Source organism: Phenylobacterium sp., assembly GCF_037189685.1.
In the GTDB taxonomy this organism is placed as follows: domain Bacteria; phylum Pseudomonadota; class Alphaproteobacteria; order Caulobacterales; family Caulobacteraceae; genus Phenylobacterium.
The window spans coordinates 153,015-171,588 of sequence record NZ_JBBCIT010000007.1 but is presented as its reverse complement, the minus strand read 5'-3'; the positions used below and the strand labels follow the sequence as shown (position 1 = coordinate 171,588).

At 71.9% G+C, this 18,574-nt stretch carries 19 protein-coding genes; 11 read left to right on the top strand and 8 right to left on the bottom strand.

Annotation, left to right across the window (positions count from 1 at the left end; genetic code table 11):
- Window positions 1-39: 39 nt before the first annotated feature.
- From WG212_RS04385 to WG212_RS04370, 4 genes are all read right to left on the bottom strand, one after another.
- Window positions 40-774 (bottom strand): ATP-binding protein, encoded by a 735-nt coding sequence (locus WG212_RS04385; protein ID WP_337185847.1) that lies wholly within the window; start codon window positions 772-774, stop codon window positions 40-42.
- 25 nt (window positions 775-799) lie between these two features.
- Entirely contained in the window at window positions 800-1,501 is a 702-nt protein-coding gene (locus WG212_RS04380; RefSeq protein ID WP_337185846.1) for a response regulator transcription factor, read from the bottom strand.
- A complete protein-coding gene (locus WG212_RS04375) occupies window positions 1,489-1,941 on the bottom strand; it encodes a response regulator (RefSeq protein ID WP_337185845.1) in 453 nt (150 codons plus the stop codon). The genes WG212_RS04380 and WG212_RS04375 overlap by 13 nt, the downstream gene beginning before the upstream one ends.
- Before the next feature lie 305 nt (window positions 1,942-2,246).
- Window positions 2,247-3,164, bottom strand: a complete 918-nt coding sequence (locus WG212_RS04370; RefSeq protein WP_337185844.1) for a rhodanese-like domain-containing protein — start codon at window positions 3,162-3,164, stop codon at window positions 2,247-2,249.
- 125 nt (window positions 3,165-3,289) lie between these two features.
- Between WG212_RS04370 and ruvA the strand changes: the two genes are divergently transcribed.
- The 10 genes from ruvA to tilS all read left to right on the top strand — a co-directional run bounded on the left by ruvA (window position 3,290) and on the right by tilS (window position 11,633).
- The gene (ruvA, locus tag WG212_RS04365; RefSeq protein ID WP_337185843.1) at window positions 3,290-3,904 is read left to right on the top strand and encodes a Holliday junction branch migration protein RuvA; all 615 of its coding nucleotides are present in this window, start codon (window positions 3,290-3,292) and stop codon (window positions 3,902-3,904) included.
- 142 nt (window positions 3,905-4,046) lie between these two features.
- Window positions 4,047-5,075 (top strand): Holliday junction branch migration DNA helicase RuvB, encoded by a 1,029-nt coding sequence (gene ruvB, locus WG212_RS04360; protein WP_337185842.1) that lies wholly within the window; start codon window positions 4,047-4,049, stop codon window positions 5,073-5,075.
- Entirely contained in the window at window positions 5,072-5,539 is a 468-nt protein-coding gene (locus WG212_RS04355) for a YbgC/FadM family acyl-CoA thioesterase (protein ID WP_337185841.1), read from the top strand. The genes ruvB and WG212_RS04355 overlap by 4 nt, the downstream gene beginning before the upstream one ends.
- A gap of 63 nt (window positions 5,540-5,602) precedes the next feature.
- Window positions 5,603-6,304, top strand: coding sequence for a protein TolQ (gene tolQ, locus WG212_RS04350; protein ID WP_337185840.1), 702 nt, complete (start codon window positions 5,603-5,605; stop codon window positions 6,302-6,304).
- A complete protein-coding gene (locus WG212_RS04345; protein ID WP_337185839.1) occupies window positions 6,304-6,798 on the top strand; it encodes a biopolymer transporter ExbD in 495 nt (164 codons plus the stop codon). Before tolQ ends, WG212_RS04345 begins: the two co-directional genes overlap by 1 nt.
- On the top strand, window positions 6,795-7,634 hold the full coding sequence (locus WG212_RS04340; protein WP_337185838.1) for an energy transducer TonB: 840 nt from the start codon (window positions 6,795-6,797) through the stop codon (window positions 7,632-7,634). Before WG212_RS04345 ends, WG212_RS04340 begins: the two co-directional genes overlap by 4 nt.
- A 23-nt stretch (window positions 7,635-7,657) precedes the next feature.
- Window positions 7,658-8,938 (top strand): Tol-Pal system beta propeller repeat protein TolB, encoded by a 1,281-nt coding sequence (tolB, locus tag WG212_RS04335; RefSeq protein WP_337186058.1) that lies wholly within the window; start codon window positions 7,658-7,660, stop codon window positions 8,936-8,938.
- 68 nt (window positions 8,939-9,006) lie between these two features.
- Window positions 9,007-9,561, top strand: a complete 555-nt coding sequence (gene pal / locus WG212_RS04330) for a peptidoglycan-associated lipoprotein Pal (RefSeq protein ID WP_337185837.1) — start codon at window positions 9,007-9,009, stop codon at window positions 9,559-9,561.
- A gap of 6 nt (window positions 9,562-9,567) precedes the next feature.
- A complete protein-coding gene (ybgF, locus tag WG212_RS04325) occupies window positions 9,568-10,443 on the top strand; it encodes a tol-pal system protein YbgF (RefSeq protein WP_337185836.1) in 876 nt (291 codons plus the stop codon).
- A 32-nt stretch (window positions 10,444-10,475) separates the two neighbouring features.
- On the top strand, window positions 10,476-11,633 hold the full coding sequence (tilS, locus tag WG212_RS04320; RefSeq protein WP_337186057.1) for a tRNA lysidine(34) synthetase TilS: 1,158 nt from the start codon (window positions 10,476-10,478) through the stop codon (window positions 11,631-11,633).
- Here the strand turns inward: tilS and WG212_RS04315 are convergent.
- The 4 genes from WG212_RS04315 to WG212_RS04300 all read right to left on the bottom strand — a co-directional run bounded on the left by WG212_RS04315 (window position 11,615) and on the right by WG212_RS04300 (window position 16,449).
- Window positions 11,615-12,481 carry an alpha/beta fold hydrolase gene (locus WG212_RS04315; protein WP_337185835.1) on the bottom strand — a complete coding sequence of 289 codons (867 nt, stop codon included), beginning with the start codon at window positions 12,479-12,481 and terminating at the stop codon, window positions 11,615-11,617. The two genes, tilS and WG212_RS04315, sit on opposite strands and share 19 nt — an antisense overlap.
- Entirely contained in the window at window positions 12,482-13,333 is an 852-nt protein-coding gene (locus WG212_RS04310) for a M23 family metallopeptidase (RefSeq protein WP_337185834.1), read from the bottom strand.
- Window positions 13,334-13,510: 177 nt separating this feature from the next.
- Window positions 13,511-15,157 (bottom strand): EAL domain-containing protein, encoded by a 1,647-nt coding sequence (locus tag WG212_RS04305; RefSeq protein ID WP_337185833.1) that lies wholly within the window; start codon window positions 15,155-15,157, stop codon window positions 13,511-13,513.
- A gap of 149 nt (window positions 15,158-15,306) precedes the next feature.
- Entirely contained in the window at window positions 15,307-16,449 is a 1,143-nt protein-coding gene (locus WG212_RS04300; RefSeq protein ID WP_337185832.1) for a dienelactone hydrolase family protein, read from the bottom strand.
- A gap of 45 nt (window positions 16,450-16,494) precedes the next feature.
- On the opposite strand from WG212_RS04300, the gene WG212_RS04295 reads away from it, so the two are divergent.
- Window positions 16,495-18,561: an acylase gene (locus WG212_RS04295; RefSeq protein WP_337185831.1), complete on the top strand. Its 2,067-nt coding sequence runs from the start codon at window positions 16,495-16,497 to the stop codon at window positions 18,559-18,561.
- The last annotated feature ends 13 nt before the right edge of the window (window positions 18,562-18,574 follow it).

Sequence of the window (18,574 nt, the reverse complement as noted above, 5' to 3'; positions counted from 1 at the left end):
GCCTGAAGTAGAGCATCCGCCCCTCAGGCGACGGGCAGGTCAGGCGACGGGCAGGTAGAGTGTCGCCGTGGTTCCCTGGTCCGGCGCGGAGATGAGGTCCAGCGCACCGCCGTTCCTTCGGGCGAACGCGGCGACGCCGGTCAGGCCGAGACCTGAGCCGTCGCGCGCCTTGCGGGTGGAGAACCTGGGCTCGGTCGCGCGGGCGAGGACGTCAGCGGACATGCCTGTCCCGGGGTCTCGCACCGCCACCGCAGCATAGCTGCCCGGCCTCAAGGAGAGCGCCTCGGCAACCTGCGGAGAGAGCACTTCGGCCTGCGCCGAGAGCTGGATCGCGCCGCCGCTGGGCATGGCGTGGGCGGCGTTGACGCACAGATTGAGCAGGGCCGACTCCAGGTCCGCCCGGTCCGCACGGCAGGCCAGCGGCGCCGGCATGGCCCTCGCCAGGACAGTGACGGCCGCGGGCGTGGCCACATTGGCCAGCCGGGCCGTGGTCACGAGCGCCTCCGCGCAGTCGGTGGCGCCTGGCGCCGACGAACCGCCGTCCGAAAGCTGGGCCAGCCGCTGCACGAGCACGCCGCTCCGCTCGGCCGCCGATTGGGTGATCCGCGCCAGCTCGTGCGCATCCGAGCCCGGGGCCGCCTGCAACGCCAGGGCTTCGGAGGCCGCCAGGACGATGTTCAGGAGGTTGTTCAGGTCATGCACCAGTACGGCCGCCGCAACCCCGGCGGCCGGTTCCGGCATGTGGCAAGACCCGATGCGCGCCTCACCGTCCATGTCCCCCGCTCCCTCGCCGTGCGGCCTAGGCCGCTATCCGCTCTTCGCCGGACTTCGGGTCGCGGAGCATGTAGCCACCGCCCCACACCGTTTCGATCAGGACCTCACCGCCCGTCGCCGCGGCGATCTTCTTGCGCAGCTTGCAGATGAAGACGTCGATGATCTTGGGCTCGGGCTCTGAGGCGCCGTTGTAGAGGTGGTTGAGGCAGGCCTCCTTGGTGAGGACGGTATTCTTCCTGAGGGAGAGCACCTCCAGCATCTTGTACTCGCTGGGGGTCAGGTGGACCGGGTAGCCGGCGACGGCGGCCTGGCGGGTGTCGAGGTTCAGCTCGATGGGGCCGGTGCGGATGACCGACGAGGTGTGGCCGCGCGAGCGGCGGACCACCGCGGTGATGCGGGCCGTGAGTTCGTCCTTGTGATAGGGCTTGGTCATGTAGTCGTCGGCGCCGGCGGCCAGCGCCTCGACCTTCGCGGCGATCTCGGCGGCGCCCGACACCATGATCACGGGGGTGGCGTTCTTCTTCATCCGCAGCATACGCAGGGCCTCGATGCCGGAGATGTCCTCCAAGTCGATGTCCATGAGGACGACGTCGTAGTCGTAGATTTCGGCCAGTTCGACGGCCTCCTCGCCCGAGGCGGTGACGGCGACGTTGTGGCCGGCGCCGGACAACATCAGCTCGGCGCTGCGGGCGGCGTTGGCGTTGTCTTCGACGATCAGGATATGCATGACGCGGTGTCTCCGGTGTCGGTATGGCTGTCGATGGCGTGGGAAGCGGGCGAGGGGCCTTGGAGGCTCCCCTGGATGAGGCTCCCCTGGATCACGCCCTGGGAGACGCGCACCAGCTCGGCCATGCGGAAGGGCTTCGCGAGCACGGCGTCGGCGCCCAGGTGGCGCGCCCAGGAAAGATAGTCGGCGCCGCGCGTGCGGCCCGCGCCCGAGATGGCGACCACCTTCGGCGGGCGGGCGGCCTGCTTGATCGCGCGGATGGCCCCGATGCCCTCCACGTCGGGCATGACGATGTCGGTGACCACGAGGTCGGGACGATGGGTCCGGGCCATCGCGACGCCGGCCCGCCCGTTGTCGGCGGAGACCGTCGCGAAACCCGCGCGGTCGAAGGCCATCGACATCAGGCGCAGCAGCGCCGGATCGTCATCGATGATGAGCACTTTGCCGTTCAAGCCGTCCCAGGCGCCTCTCGCGACGCGCCCCCTCCGCTGGCCGGCGGCCCCTCGCCCCGGTCGTTCCAATGGTTAACGGAGGGAACCACAGTGATTCGGTGGCTGGGAATTCGGGTCGATTGCTTAAGTAGATTCCCCGAGTGACAGCCTGTCGCGGCAATTGACGGTTGTGCCGGCGCGTCGCCTCTGCATCGGGTCCATACGGTGACGGACGCCAGCCGCCGAAGCGGCAGGGAAGGCGTGAATATGACAGATCGGGGACGCGGGGGCGAGCCCGATAGCGCGGGCGGATCCTACTTGCCCGCTTCGATCTCGTCGCCAGCCTCGATCTCGCCACCCAGGCGCGACCATTCCTCGAACGACCCGTCGTAGAGCAGAACGTCCAGGCCCAGGGACCGCGCGGCGAAGAGCGTGGCCGACGCCTGCTGGCCCACATGGCAATAGGCGATGACCTTGTCGCCCGGCTTCACGCCAGCCGCTTCGAAGCGCGCCGCGATCTCCGCCTCGGGGGCCAGCTTCAGGGCCGGCGTGGTGACGGTCGAGAACGGCACGCTCCGCGCGCCGGCGATGCGGCCCGCACGGTGCGGCTTTCCGGGCAGCCCGCCGGCCTTCCGGCCGGAATGGAATTCGGGCGCCCTGGCGTCCACCACGACGTAGCCGGGCGCGCGGGCGTGGCGCTTCACATAGTCGGCGTCGACCACGAGCGGGCGGAACGTGAGCGGCGACAGCCGGCCGGGGCGCGCGGCGGCCGGCTGGGTCGAAAGTGGACGACCTTCGGCCTTCCAGGCCGGCAGGCCGCCTTCCAGCAGGCGGGTGCGCGCGCCCAGCCCCGCCGCGTCCAGCACGAAGACGGCCCGCGTGGCGGATTGGATGTCCCGGGTGGGATAGATGATGACGGTCGAGGTGTCGGAGACGCCAAGCGCCTCGAGCCTCGCGCGCAGCGCGCCGGGTTCCGGCATCTCCAGGAACAGCGGATCGGGCCCGGTGGGCGGGGCCGAGATTTCGGCCAGGCTCAGGAGGCCCGCGCCTGGGATGTGACCGCCGTCATAGGCCGCCGGGTCGCCGACCTGGAGGATGACGATGTCCGGGTCGCCCAACCGGGCGGCCAGCCAGGCGGTGTCGACCACCATGTCCGCGCGCGGGCTCCCCGCCGCCGCCGGCGCGTGGCCGGCCAGGAACAGGGCCATCGAGATCGCCGCAAGCCAAGCCATCGCCAGCCTCTCCCGTGCTCTCGGCGATGTTACCTGTCGGGGCGCCGGCGCATAACCCCCACATTGTTCCCCCGGACTCAGCCATCCGCTACTCAGGGCGAACACATGCCGAACGTGATTCGCACATGATCGGACGCCTGCGCGGGGCCGTCGCCGAGGTCGGCGAGGAGGACGCGCTCATCGACGTGATGGGCGTGGGCTATGTGGTGCGTTGCGGATCAAGGACGCTGTCGCGCCTGCCCGAGATCGGCGGCGAGACCCTGATCCATGTCGAGACGCAGTGGGCCGAGCAGACCGGCATGACCCTCTACGGCTTCCTCGGCCGCGACGAGCGCCAGGCGTTCCTGATGCTGCGCGCCATCCAGGGCGTGGGACCCAAGGCGGCGCTGGCGGTGCTGGACGTGCTGGCGCCGGCTGAGCTGGCCTCGGCGGTGGCGCGCGACGACAAGGCCGCCGTGGCCCGCGCCAACGGCGTGGGGCCGAAGCTGGCGCTGCGCATCGTCACCGAGCTGAAGGGCAAGCCGCTGCACGACGGCCCCGTCGCGGCCTTCCATGCCCAGGTCCCCGCCGCCGAGCCCGCCCGGCCCTCGGCCAGCGGCGAGGCGGTCGCCGCGCTCATGGGCCTGGGCGTCGCCGAACCCGCCGCCCGCCGGGTGGTGGAGGCCGCCGCCCTGCGCCTGGGCGAAGCCGCCGAGCCTTCGGCCCTCATCAAGGCCGCCCTGCAGGAGCTGGGGCGGTGAGGATTGGAACCACAGAAAACACGGAAAACACCAAAGGCGACGGAGCCGCCCCGCCATTCGACGCGGCCCGCTCACGCGGGATGCGGCTGGACCTCCTTCTGTGTCCTTCTGTGTTTTCCGTGGTTTCGATCGGCGCCGCGCCATGACCCGCATCGTCTCGGGCGAGCCCCAGCCGTTCGAAGGTTCCGACCGGGCGCTCAGGCCCCAGACCCTGGCCGAGTTCGTGGGGCAGAAGCAGGCCAAGGCGAACCTGACCGTCTTCATCGACGCCGCCAAGAACCGCGCCGAGGCGCTGGACCACGTGCTGCTCTTCGGGCCGCCGGGCCTGGGCAAGACGACGCTGGCCCAGATCGTCGCGCGCGAGCTGGGCGTGAATTTCCGCGCCACCTCGGGGCCGGTGCTGGCCAAGGCTGGGGACCTGGCCGCGATCCTGACCAACCTGGAGCCGCGCGACGTCCTGTTCATCGACGAGATCCACCGCCTGGCGGCCAACGTCGAGGAGATCCTCTATCCGGCCATGGAGGACCACGTCCTCGACCTGGTGATCGGCGAGGGGCCGTCGGCGCGGTCCATCCGCATCGACCTCGCGCCCTTCACCCTGGTGGCGGCGACCACGCGCGCCGGCCTGCTGGCCACGCCGCTGCGCGACCGGTTCGGCATCCCGATCCGGCTGGAGTTCTACACCCACGACGAACTGCAGAAGGTGCTGCTGGGCGCCGCGGCCAAGATGGGGACCGATCTTTCGCCCGACGGCGCCCTGGAGATCGCCGCCCGCTCGCGGGGCACGCCGCGCGTGGCCGGACGTCTGCTGCGCCGGGTGCGCGACTTCGCCGCCGCCGACGGCGCCGCCGTGATCGACCGCAGGGCCGCCGCCAGCGCCCTGGCCCGGCTGGACGTGGACGAGATGGGCCTGGACGCGCTGGATCGCCGCTACCTGCGCGCGCTGATCGAGAACTACGCCGGCGGCCCGGCCGGGGTTGAGACCCTGGCCTACGCCATCGCCGAGGCGCGCGACGCCGTGGAGGACGTGATCGAGCCCTTCCTGCTGCAGCAGGGCTTCATCCAGCGCACGCCGCGCGGGCGAATGGCCACCGCCCGCGCCTACGCCCATCTGGGCCTCGCGGCGCCGAGAGGCGCAGGCCAGTCTCCGGCCGGAGACCTGTTCGAATGAGCGACGTGAGCCGGGACCCCAGCGCCGGCTGGCTGGAGGGCCGCGAGCACCTCCTGCCGGTGCGAATCTACTACGAGGACACCGACTTCACGGGCATGGTCTACCATGCCAACTACCTGCGCTACTTCGAGCGGGGCCGGAGCGATTTCTTCCGGCTGGTGGGTATCCGGCACGCCGAACTGCTGGAGATGGAGGAGCCCACCGCGTTCACCATCGTACGGATGGAGATCGACTATCGCCGCGCCGCGCGCGTGGACGACGCGCTCCTGGTGCGGACGACCTACGACGAGGTGCGCGGCCCCCGGCTGCTGGTCAGCCAGCGGATCACCCGTGGCGACGAACTCGTCGCCGAGGCTCACGTTCAGGCTGTGTGCATCGACCTGCGCGGCCGGGCCAGAAAGCCGCCGAAGACCATGATCGAGCGGCTTCGCCCCTATCTCGCGGCTCCCAAGGCTGCGCCATAAGATCGCCACCGACACCCGCCACCACGCCCGGACACGCCCCCCGGGCACGACCCAGGAGACCCGATGGACCCGGCCGCCATCACGCCCGAGAGCTTCGACTTCTTCTCCATCTTCATGAGTTCCGACTGGGTCGTGAAGCTGGTCATGATCGGCCTGGCGCTGGCCTCGCTGTGGTCCTGGAGCATCATCCTGGACAAGCTGGTCCGCTTCTCGAAGCTGAACCGCGAGGCCGACGTCTTCGAGGATTCGGTCGCGTCGGGCCGCAGCCTCGAGGACGTGGCCGCGGACGCCGGCGAGCGGCCCACGCACGCCCTGCCCCGCATGCTCCAGGGCGCCCTCAAGGAATGGCGCGACGCGCGGTCGAAGAGCGCCGTCAGCGAAGGGCAGACCGCCTTCCTGATCCAGCGGATCGACCGTCACCTGGACACCACGATCGCCCGTGAGACCGCTCGCGTGGAAAGCGGCCTCGGCGTCCTGGCCATCGTCGCCACCGCCTCGCCGTTCATCGGCCTTTTCGGCACCGTCTGGGGCATCATGCGCGCCTTCCAGGCGATCGCGATCCAGAAGAACACCTCGCTCGCCATCGTGGCGCCTGCGATCGCGGAGGCGCTGTTCGCGACCGCCATCGGCCTGGTCGCGGCCATCCCCGCCTACATCGCCTACAACGCCTTTTCGACCGCCGCCGGCAAGTACGCGGCCCGGCTGGAGGGCTTCGCCGACGACCTGTCGACCGCCATCCAGCGCCGCCTGACGGAGCGCGGCTGATGGCGCTGTCGGCCAACGACGCCTTCGCCGCCACCGGCGGCGGAAAGCGCCGGCGCCGCTACGGCCGCGGCCGGCGCGGCGCGCTCAGCGAAATCAACGTCACGCCGCTGGTGGACGTGATGCTGGTGCTCCTGATCATCTTCATGATCTCGGCCCCGCTGCTGACGGCGGGCGTCCCCATCGAACTGCCCAAGACCGAGGCGGGCGCGATGCAGGACGTGCCCGATCCCATCACCATCTCCATCCGCCCCGACGGCGAGATCCATATCGGCGAGACCGCCGTGCCGTTCGCCAATCTGTCGCCGAGGCTCACCGCCATGGCGGACGACACCACGCGGCCGATCTACGTCCGGGCCGACGGGCGGGCCAGCTATGAGATGGTGGCGCGGGTGATGGCTTCGCTCTCCACGTCCGGCTTCTCGTCCATCAACCTGATCACCGACACCGGCGGCCCGTCGTCAGGCGGGGGGGCGCAGGACGAGTCCGCGCCTTGAGCCGCGCGGCCTCCCGGCGCATCGAGGTCTCGCCCGCGACCCTGGGGTCGGTCGGGCTGCACGTCGCCGTGGCCGCCGCCTTCATGATCAGCTGGGGATCGCGCGACCTGAAGGTGGGCGCCGTGGTGCCGGTGACCATCGTCTCGAGCGCGCCCGATCTCGACGCCCGGCCCGCCGTCCAGGCCCCGGAGACGGCTTCGGCCGCGACCGAGAGCCCGGCGCCCGAAGCCACGCCCGATCCCGAGCCTCCGCCGCCGGCGCCGACTCCGGCCCCGCCGCGCCCTGCGCCGCCGCCGCCTCCACCGACCCCCACGCCCAAACCCGCCCCCACGCCGGCGCCCAAGACCCCCGCGCCGAAGACGCCGCCCGCGAAGCCGGCGCCGAAGCAGACCCAGTCCAGCCTGGACCTCGACAGCCTCTACGACAGCCTCCAGGCGCCCGCCCGGAATGCGCCACGCCCCAGCGCCGCGCCCAGGGGGCCAACCCGCGCCGAGACGGCGCCCGTCGCGCGCCAGACGACCGGGACGGGCCTGGCCGCCGGCGACGCCGTGACCGGGATGACCGAGGAACTCCAGCGCCGCTGGAACCCCAATTGCGACGTCGAGGGCGGCCGGGACGTCCAGCTCAGGGTCTTCTTCCAGCTCGGCGTGACGGGACAGGTGGTGGGCGAGGTGACCTCGCAGGTCACCAGCGCCCGCGGCCCGGTCGCCACCGCCGCCGCCGAGCGCGCCGTCCGCGCCGTCTACGCCGCCGCACCGTTCCGGGGACTGCCCCGCGAATACTATGGTCAGCGGTTCTCCGTGAACTTCAACGCCCGAGAGGCCTGCGCCCGATGACCCGGACCCTTCCGCTCTTCCGCATGCTGATGCTGGGGCTGCTTGCCGCCTCCGGCGCGGCCCTGACGGCCGTCCCGGCCAGCGCCCAGATCGAGATCAACGTCAACCGCGCCGACGTCCAGCCGCTTCCCGTGGCGATCCCGGCCTTCGGCGGCCAGCAGGGCGCGGAAATCGCAGACGTGATCTCGGCCAACCTCCAGCGCTCGGGCCTGTTCCGGCCGCTGGACCCGGCCGGCTTCATCGAGCGCGACCTGTCGGCCAACGTCCAGCCGCGCTTCCCGGACTGGCGCGCGATCAACGCCCAGGCCCTGGTGAACGGCCAGGTGACGGTGGAGGGCGGCCGGCTGCGCGTGGATTTCCGCCTCTGGGACGTGTTCCGCGGCGAACAACTCCTCGGCCTTCAGTTCACCTCCAGCCCCGAGAACTGGCGGCGCGTGGCCCACAAGATCTCGGACGCGGTCTACGAGCGCCTGACCGGCGAGAAGGGCTATTTCGACACCCGCGTGGTGTTCGTGGCCGAGAGCGGCGCCCGCGGACAGGTGACCAAACGCCTGGCGATCATGGACCAGGACGGCGCCAACCCCAGCTACATCACCTCGGGCGACACGCTGGTGATGACGCCGCGGTTCTCGCCGACGAGCCAGGAGATCACCTACATGTCGCTGCGGCCGGACTCGGCCACGGTCTATCTGTTCAATCTGGAATCCGGCCGCCGCGAGAGCCTGGGCTCGTTCCAGGGCATGGCCTTCGCGCCGCGGTTCTCGCCCGACGGCGGGCGGGTGGCGTTCTCGGTCGAGCGCGGCGGCAACAGCGACATCTTCGTCATGAACCTGTCCAGCCGGTCCAGCACGCGGCTGACGTCCGACCCCGGCATCGACACCTCGGCCTCGTTCTCGCCCGACGGGGCGCGGATCGCCTTCAACTCGGACCGGTCCGGCTCGCCCCAGATCTACGTCATGGGCGCCGACGGCTCGGGCCAGCGGCGGGTCTCCTCGGGTGGCGGCAGCTACACCACGCCGGTGTGGAGCCCGACCGGCGAGTTCATCGCCTTCACCAAGCAGACCGGAGGCCAGTTCCACATCGGCGTCATGCGGCCGGACGGCACGGACGAACGCCTGCTCACGACCAGTTATATGGACGAAGGCCCCACCTGGGCGCCCAATGGGCGGGTCCTGATGTTCTCCCGCGAAACCCCTGGTGGGGCGCCGCGGTTATGGACGGTGGATGTGACGGGACGAATCCTCCAGCCGGTTCCCTATCCGGGAGCCGGATCGGATCCGGCCTGGTCGCCTTTGCTTAACTAATCTGACGCCCCAATCCCGCCCAATACCTCCCGATACTGATTCGCAACCTCGAAAAGCAGGAGAACCAGATGGTCGTACGCTTCACCGGCAGCACCGCACTGCGCCTCGCCCTTGTCGCGACGGCCGTTGCGTCGCTCGCGGCGTGCCAGAGCAAGCCCAAGCCGACGTACCCCACCGAAGCCCCGGCCCCCACCGCGCCGACGGCGCCGCCCGCCGCGCCAGGTCCGGTGACGGGCCAGCCGACCGCGCCGATCCCGGGTTCGGCCCAGGACTTCATCGTCAACGTGGGCGATCGCGTCTATTTCGACACTGACCGCCATGACGTCCGCGCCGACGCCGCGCCGATCCTCGACGCCCAGGCCGGCTGGCTCCGGACCTACGGCTCGGTTCGGGTCCGCATCGAAGGCAACGCCGACGAACGTGGCACGCGCGAGTACAACCTGGCCCTGGGCGCCCGCCGCGCCAATGCGATCCGCGACTACCTCGTGAACCGCGGGGTTTCGTCCGACCGGATCTCGACGATCTCGTTCGGCAAGGAACAGCCGATCGACACGGGCACGGGCGAGGAAGCCTGGCAGAAGAACCGCAACGGCCGCACGTCCATCGTCTCGGGCGCGCGATAGGCTCAGATGTTCCGACGACCGTTCCTGTTGGCCGCCGCCCTGGTCGTCCTTGCGACGGCCGGGCCGGCGGTGTCCCAGACGCCCCTGCCGCCGCAGGGGGCCGATCCGCTCGACGCCCGCGACGCGCGGCGGGTCGAGCGGATGGAGCGGGTGGTGCGCGAATTGCGCTCCATCGTCTTCCAGCTCCGGGATTCCGGGAAACCGGTCGTCGTCCAGCCAGCCGACACGGACGCCCGGATGGCCGAGATGGGCGAGCGGCTGGCCGACATGGAACAGACGCTGCGCGGCCTGAACAGCACGCTGGACAGCCTTACGCGCGACCTCGATCAGGCACGGCGCGAGAACATCACGCTGAAGGGCCAGGTCGATCGTCTCAACGAACGCCTGGCCTCCGCCGAGCAACAGGCCCCCGACGCGCCCAACATCACCGGCGGCCTCGGGGGCGGCCTCGGGGGCGGCCTTCCCAGCGGCGCCGGCGGCGCGGCGCCGGCCAGCGACCCGGCCGCCGACTTCGCCCAGGCCCGGCAGCTGATGCTGGCGGGCGACTACGACGCCGCCGAAGCGGCCTTCGCGGCCTATGTCCAGAACCATCCCGACGCCCAGAGGACACCCGAGGCCAACTACTGGTTGGGCAAGACGCTGGGCGTGCGCGGGGCCTACAACGACGCGGCGCGGGCCTATATCGGCGCCATCCGCGGCTGGCCACAGACGACCTGGGCGCCGGATGCGGTGGTCGAACTGTCACGGACCCTGATCGCGCTCAAGAAGCCGGCCGACGCCTGCCAGACCCTGGCCGAATTCTCCCGCCGCTACCCCAAGGCGCCCGCGCCGGTGGCCAGCCGCGCCGCCGCCGCCCGAACCCAGGCCAAGTGCGCGGCCTAGAGGCCGTCGCCGCCGAGGCGTTCGCCCGCCACCTGCGGCCGGAAGGATCCCGCCCCATCGCCGTCGCGCTTTCGGGCGGAGGCGATTCCCTGGCCTTGACGCTGATCGCCGACCGCTGGGCGCGGGCGCGGGCGCGTGACCTGCTGATCCTGACGGTCGACCACGGCCTGCGGGCCGAGAGCGCCGGCTGGACGGCGCGATGTGCGGCGATCGCCCATCGACTGGATCGCCCGTTCAAAGCCCTCGCCTGGATCGGCGACAAACCAGCGCGAGGCGCGCCCGCCGCCGCCCGGCGGGCGCGCCAGGCCCTGCTGGCCGACGCCGCCCGTGACGCCCGCGCGGCCGTCGTGCTGATGGGCCACACCGCCGATGACCTGGCCGAGGCCGCCGCCATGCGGACGGCAGGCTCGACCGTCCCGGCCCCGAAGGCCTGGGCGCCGTCCCCGGCCTGGCCCGAGGGCCGGGGGGTCTTCCTGCTGCGCCCGCTTCTGGACGCACGCCGGACGGACATCCGCGCCTGGCTGGAGGCCCGGGGCGAAACCTGGATCGACGACCCGAGCAACGAGGACCTCCGCTTCGCGCGCGCCCGTGCGCGGCGCACCCGGCCCGCACCCATCGCTCGTTCCGGGCCGACGCCGCTGGCTCTCGCCGACGAAGTGGTCGAACGGGCCGGGGTGTTCCACGTCCCGCGGAACGCTCTGCGAGCCGCCTCCCCGGAGGACGTGATGCGCCTGACAGGCCTGGCGGCGGTCTGCGCCGGCGGCGGGGCCCGGGCGCCCGCCCGCGAGCGGAACCATCGCCTCGCGACGGCGCTACGCACGACGGCGCCGGTCTTGGCCACCCTCGCAGGGGCTCGGATCGAGGCGGGGGACACGACCGTGGCCTTCATGCGCGAGGCTGGAGAGTTTCAGCGGGGAGGCCTGGCCGCGATCCAGGCGCCGGGCGTCTGGGACGGCCGCTTCGAGATCGACGGCGAAGGCGAGGTGCGGCGCCTGCACGGCGTCGCCAGCCGGCTGCCCCGCGACCAGAGGGCGGCGCTGCGCGAGATCCTTCCCGCGGCGCGAGGCGCCCTGCCCGCGCGTATCGGCCCCGACGGCGGCGTCACCTGTCCCGCGCTCACCGGGACTCCCAGCCTGGTCGGCGCGCGATTTCAAGCCGCCGCGGGACGGATTCAGCGCGAGCCGGCCTGAAGAACGAAATCCACGCCGCGAACGATGGCGTCGGCGTGGCGCGGCCCCAGCAGGTTGGCGTGCGAGGCCGGCGCGACATGCTCGATATGGCCGCGCCGGGCCTGCCTGGCGGCCTTCTCCTGGATGGCCTTCAGCGCCTCCCGGCCCCGATGAGGCCCGGCGGTTACCACGGCGACGGGCAGATCCTGGGGCATGTCCGCGGCGCCCGCCAACCGCGAGGTGTCGGGCCACGACATGACCTCGGCGGCGGCGGCATGGGCGTGCGAGGCCGAGGCGTGGATGCGGCGCTTCTCACGCGAAACCGGATGCGGCAGGCCGATCAGGTCGCCATTGATCATCGAGACGGGAACCATCACCCCGAACTTCGCGGCGTGGCTGGTCACCTGCAGCAGGCGGCCGAAGCCGCGGATCGCCTGGGAACCGCCGGGCAGGCTGAAGACGTCCGGCGTGACAGCGTCCACGAGCACCAGCCCCGACACCGGGAACGTGCGCTCGAGCACGAAGAGCCGAACCATCAGGCCGCCCATCGAATGGCCCGCCAGCACCACCGGCCCGGCGGCGTCCACGGCGGCCAGCAGAGCTTCGAGATCGTCGTTGATCGCGCGCCCGTCCCGCGGCGCTGGGCCCGGGTCGGAGTGGCCCAGGCCGGCCCGGTCGTAGGCCAGGCTGCGCAGCCCCCTGACGGCCAGCTTCTCCTGCACGACCGCCCAGTCCGAAGCGCACCCGAAGGCGCCATGCTCGCACACGATCAGGGGATGGGCGCTGTCTGTCGGCCCGGCGCGCACAACACGCAGGCGGCGGCCGCCGATATCGACCAGCTCGCCGCGGCAGGAAGCCGGAAGCGCCACCTAGAGGGCCAGTTGCGCCCGCGGCCGGCCGTCGGGGCCGATGGAGAGCGCGCGCAGGCCGTCGATCTTCTCGCCCTTGGCGGCGTCGCGCACCTGGCCTTCGAGATTGCGCTCGGCGGCGGCCAGGTCCTGGACGTCGGTGGTCTTGCGGCGCACGACGATCGTCCCGGCCTGGGGCGGCTCCATCAGGTGGCGCTTGCTCTCCGGAATGGAAGACACGTGGGCCATGCGGACGCGGCCCGAATAGCGCTTGGCCTTGTCCAGCGGCAGGTCGCCGGCTTCGGCGAAGGCCTTGCCCAGGAACATGGCCGGGTTCAGCGGCCGGCCCTGGGGGTCGCGGATCTCAAAATGCAGGTGCGGGCCGGTGGACACCCCGGTCGAACCGATGCGGCCGATCGGCTGGCCGGCGGCGACCGCCAGGCCCGGCTTCACCCCGGCCCCGATAGCCCCCAGATGGGCATAGAAGGTGGTCAGGCCCTCGGCGTGGCGCACGGCGACATAGCGGCCGTAGCCGCCCTTTTCCCCAGCTTCGACCACGACGCCCTCGGCGGCCGCGATCACGGGCACGCCGGAGTCGGCCGAGATATCCACGCCCTCGTGCAGGCGGCCGGAACCCTCCCAGGGAAGCTGGCGCAGGCCGAAGGGCGAGACCACGGCATGGCCGGGGACGGGCTCGCGGAAGGCGATGAGGATGTCGTCCTCCGCCTCGGCCACGACCGTGACCGGCGCCTTGGTGAGGGCGACGGCCTCCGGCTTCGCGACAGGCAGGGGCAGCAGGGAGGCGTGCGCGACGGCCACGGCGCTGAGGCCCGCGGTCGCGATGATCCCGGCTTCGGCCAACCGGCGCTGCATCGGCTTTTTCCGGCGTTCGGCCAAGGCGTCGCGCTCCCACGAAAATCCCGCCACCGCTCCCTTTGCGGGACCGGACGGCAGGCTGCCGGGCGTTCTAGGCAAAATCCGGGCCTGCGGCAAACCTGCGCGCCCAGGAGGCGAACCCGCGCATCTCGCCGAAAGCGGAGGACCGGCCGATCAGCCCCAGGATTCGACGGCGCCCTTGCGACGCACCGCGACAGGGCCGAGCGGACGCTCCACGCCGGGCAGGCGCGCCACCGGCTTCCCGAACAGCCAGCCCTGGCCGTAGTCCACGCCCAGCTCGCAGAGCCGCCGCGCCGCGTCCTCGGTCTCGACCATTTCGGCCACGGTCGTCATTCCCAGCTCCCGGCAAAGCGAGGCCAGCCGGTTGAGGATCACGGCGTCGCGGGGGCGGGCGGCCAAGGACTGGACGAAGCGCCCGTCGAACTTCACCACATCAACCTCGATCTCGCGCAGGTAGTCCATGGACGCTGCGCCGGCGCCGAAGTCGTCGAGGCAAACCAGATGGCCGCCACGCCGCAGCTTCTGGATCAGGGTGTTTGCGCGGGCGAGGTCGGCGATCTTGTGGCTTTCCGTGAGCTCCAGGTGGAGCCTCGGTCGCAGGCTGGGCGCGGCCTCGGTGACGGCCAGCAGGTCCTCCACGAAGCCGGAAGACTGGAGCGAATAGGCGCTGATGTTGGCCGCCACGCTGATGTCGGCGCGAGCCTCGGCCAGCACGGCCGCCACCGTGCGGACGACGGTCATGTCGAACTCCAGCACCAGGCCCAGCTCCTCGGCGAGCTGGATGGTGGCCGCCGGGCCTCCGCCGCCCTCGAACCTGGTCAGGGCCTCGTAGTGCCGCACCTCGCGCGAGGTCAGGGCGACGACCGGCTGGTAGACCAGCTCGAAGCGGCCGGCGCGCAGCATCTCCTTGAACCGCTCGGATTCCGTGACCGTCTGGCGCAGCGCCGCCTCGAAGCTGCGGGCGGCGGCCTGCGGCCCTTCGTCGATGCAGCGGTCCAGGGCGTAGCGGATCGCCCGCAGGCTCTCGCCGGGCGCATCGACGTCTAGGGTCAGCTCGCCGGACGAGACCTGCACCACGGGTCCGGCGTAGGCGCGCACCCGATCCAGCAACGCCGCATCGTCGCGCTGGCCGTCACGCAGGACCGCAAAACGCTCGTCGCCCAGGGCTGCGGCGGGCAGGCCGCCGTAGGACGCCGCCCGCAGGGTTCCGGCCAGCTTGCGACGCGCCGCCTCGGCGTCCGGCGCCGCCATCGCCTCCAGCGCCTCGGCCAGGCCGCCGAATTCCAGAAGGTCGACCCGGAGGGCCGCGCCGCTGCGCTCGGCCTCGCGCAGCATGACGGCCGCGGCGGCTTCGAAATCCTCGCGATTGGCCAGCCCGGTCTCGTCCACCGCCAGCCCGTTCACCGCCGGGGCGCAGAGGCTGAGCGCCGCCGCCGTGCAGCCTGGCCGCTGGGGCATCTGGAACAGCGAGAGGTTCACCGCCTGCCCACCGCCGGCCAGCTTCACCGTGAACGGGCCGCGCCGCTCGCCCGGCCGGAGGTCCGCCAGCGCGGCGTCCACCAGATCCACGTCCCCGTCCGCCAGCAGTTCCTGCCAGAGGTGGCCCGCCAGCGTCTCGGCGGTGCGCCCCAGCAGGCGGTGCACGGCGCCGGTCGCAAAGCCCACCCGCCCGCCGGGGCCGATCTCCAGGACCATGTCGGCGCTGGCGAAGACGAAGCCCACCAGCTGGCCCATCGTGGGACCCGCGGGAGCGGGACGGGCCTTGGCGATGGCGGTCTTGGGCGTGGTCGAAGTCTGCACTGAAGTCGGGGTTGAAGTGGGGGCGCTCACGGACGCCGTCTTCCTTGGTCTCGGGGAACCGCCGGCCGGTCCGCCAGCCGATCATTTTGCCGCACCGAGGTTGACCGACTGTTGATGCCACGCGCGCGCGCCGGGTCGCGAACCGACGCCTACTCGCCGCGTCCGGACGCCGTCCGCGCCATCCAGGCCAGGATTCCGCCGTTCAGCTCGCGCGGGAAGGCGTGGCTGAGGTCGTCCAGTTCGCGATAGGTCACGTCGGCGCCGGCGCGCGCCAAGGCGTCGGCGGCCTCGCGCGCCATGTCGACGGGAAACATCCAGTCGCGCGCACCGTGGGCGATGTGGATGGGCAGGCCCAGAAGCCGCTCCCGATCGGCGAAGGCCGCCATCATCGGGTGGAACGCGGCGGCGGCCGGCGCGAGGTGGGTGAAGGGCGAAGCCGGCTCCAGCCCGCTGACATAGCTGAACGTCCCCCCGTCGCTCATGCCCGACAGCAGCATCCGGGTCGGATCGATGGTCCATCGCGTCCGCACGACGTCCAGGATCGCCGCGAGGTTCGGCGTGTCGGCGTCGTCGCCCTGCAAGGCCCAGGTGCGGCCGACGGCGGTGGGCGCCACGACGATCGCGCCCCAGGTCCGCGCCTCGCGCAGCCAGCTCCAGAGGAAATCCCGGCCGTTTCCGCTGCCGCCATGCAGGGCGAAGACCACCGGCCAGGCCCGGTCGGGCGAATAGGTCTCGGGAACATAGGCCGACCAGCCGCCACGCGCGCCGGGCTCCCCACCCCCATGCAGGACACCCGTGTCGGGCGGGGGCGCGGCCCCCATCAGGGCGGCCGACAGTTCGGCATCGTCGCGCCGGGCGGGATCCAGGAAGAAGCGGCTGACGGGCGGCAGGGCGCGCGACAGGGGATACAGCGCCTCCAGCGCTCGCGGCTGTTCGCGCAACGCCCGGAACACCGGGGTCATCCCGTCGAGGTTGTCGGGCGCGGCGCGCAGGCCGGCGTAGGCCGCCAGCGTCGCATCGGCGGCCGTGGCGAGAGCGGCGCGGGCGTCGGCCAGGGGTTCCGGCCAGACGGCCAGCCTTGGGCGGAGAGCGGCCAGCGTCACCTCGGGCGCGCCGACCGCGGCCAGGAGTTCGCCGTAGTGCGCGGGATCGAAATACCGGGCCAGGAAGCCCAGGCGGTCCAGGGCCTGGAGCAGGGGCGGCAGGATCGCCACCACATCGTCGAGATACCGCTCGTCCATCGCGCCACCATAGGCCGCGCCGCCGCCCTGGCCACGGCCGATTGCCTCCACGCGCCGGGTTCGCGACAGTGATGGCAAGAACGAGGGAGGCGAGACATGCGGGCGACTTTGATCGCGATGGCGATCTGCGCGGGGTTGGGCGGCGCGGCGGCTCAGGCGGCCCCGATGGACTGGGATGTTCGCATCCGGCGTGACGAATGGGGCGTGCCACACATCAAGGGCAAGACCGACGCCGACGTCGCCTATGGCCTGGCCTGGGCCCATTCCGAGGACGATTTCGCCACGATGCAGGAGGCGGTGTTCACCGCCCGCGGCCGCCTTGCCGAGTTGAAGGGGCCGGAGGGGCTGGAGAGCGACGACCTCGTCCACCTGCAGGATGTGTGGGGCGCGGTGAACAAGGGCTACCCCGGCCTCCCCGCGCCGCTGCGCCGGGTGATGGAGGCCTATGCCGCGGGCCTCAACGACTACGCCGCGCGCCATCCCGACAAGGTCGCCTCCGGGCTGCTGCCGGTGACCGGCCGGGATCTCGTCGCCGGGACCACCTATCGCGGCCCGACGTTCTATGGGGCGGACGCCGTCTTCCGGCAGGCGATGCGCCCGAGCCCCCGCCCCGAGCCCAAGCCGGACGCGGCGAAGACCGCGTCCCTGGACCTGCCGATCGAGATCGGCTCGAACGGAGTCGCCGTGGGGCCGTCGCGCTCGGCCGACGGGGCGACGCGCCTGCTGGTCAATTCGCACCAGCCCTTCACCGGCCCGCTAGCCTGGTACGAGGCGGTGCTGGAGAGCGGCGAGGGCTGGCACGTGGCCGGCGGCTTCTTCCCGGGCTCCCCCTTCATGCTGCACGGCCACAACGCCCACCTGGGCTGGGCTTCGACGGTCAACAACCCCGACCTGGCCGACGTCTACGAACTGACGGTGAACCCGGCCGACCGCGACCAGTACCGCCTGGACGGTCGGTGGCGGCGTTTCGAGAGCCGCTGGGTCGAGATCAAGGTGAAGCGCCCCGACGGGACCTTCGAGACGGTGCGCCGCGAGGTGAGCCGCTCGGCGCATGGGCCGGTGGTGCGCTCGGACCGCGGCGTCTTCGCCATCCGCTTCGCGGGCCTGGGCGAGGTGCGCCAGAACGCCCAGTACTTCGCCATGAACAAGGCCCGCAGCGTGGCCGAGTGGAAGGCGGCCATGGCGATGGGCGTGCTGCCCTCGATCAACTACGTCTACGCCGACGCCAAAGGCAACGTGGGCTACGTCCACAACGGCCGCTATCCGGTGCGCAAGGACGGGTTCGACTGGTCCGGGACCGTGCCGGGCGACCGCTCCGACCTGATCTGGACCGCCCAGCTTCCGTTCGCCAAGGTCCCGCAGGTCTGGAACCCCAGGTCCGGCTGGACCTTCAACGCCAACAACACCCCGTTCCAGGCCACCGACCCGGACGACGACCTGAAGCCCGAGGCGTTCCCGCAGACGCTGGGTTTGCAGACGAACATGACCAACCGCGCCTGGCGGGCGCTGGAGACCTATGGCGCGGATACGTCGATCACCGACGCCAAGTTCGACGCCTACAAGTACGACCTGGCCTATAGCGAGAAGTCCGATCTGGCGAAGGGCCTGGCGCTGCTGCTCGCGCTCCCGGCCGATGGCGACGCCGACCTGGCCGCCGCCCAGGCGCTGTTCCGGGGCTGGGACCGCCGGACGAACGTGGAGAGCCGCGCCGCCGCGCTGGGCGTGCTGACGGTGCTGCGGCTCCAGCAGTCGCCCGACAGGCCGCCGGTCGAGGCGCTGAAGGCGGTGATGGCCGAGCTGAAGGCGAAGTTCGGCCGCATCGACCCGACCTGGGGCGAGGTCAACCGCATCCGCCGCGGCCAGGTCGACGTGGCGGTGGACGGCGGGCCCGACATCTTCCGCGCCATCTACGGCCGCCCCGACCCCGACGGGCGGCTGCGGGCGGTGGCCGGCGACACCTTCGTGATGTTCGTGACCTGGGACCGCGACGGCAAGCTCTCGTCGCGCAGCGTCCACCAGTTCGGCGCGGCCACCCTGGACGAGGCCTCGCCCCACTACGCCGACCAGACGCCGGTCTTCGCCGCCAGGAAGACCAAGCCGGTGAAGTTCACCGAGGCCGACCTGGCGGGGCACATCCGCCGCGATTACCGGCCGGGGGAGTGAGCCGGCGGGAGCA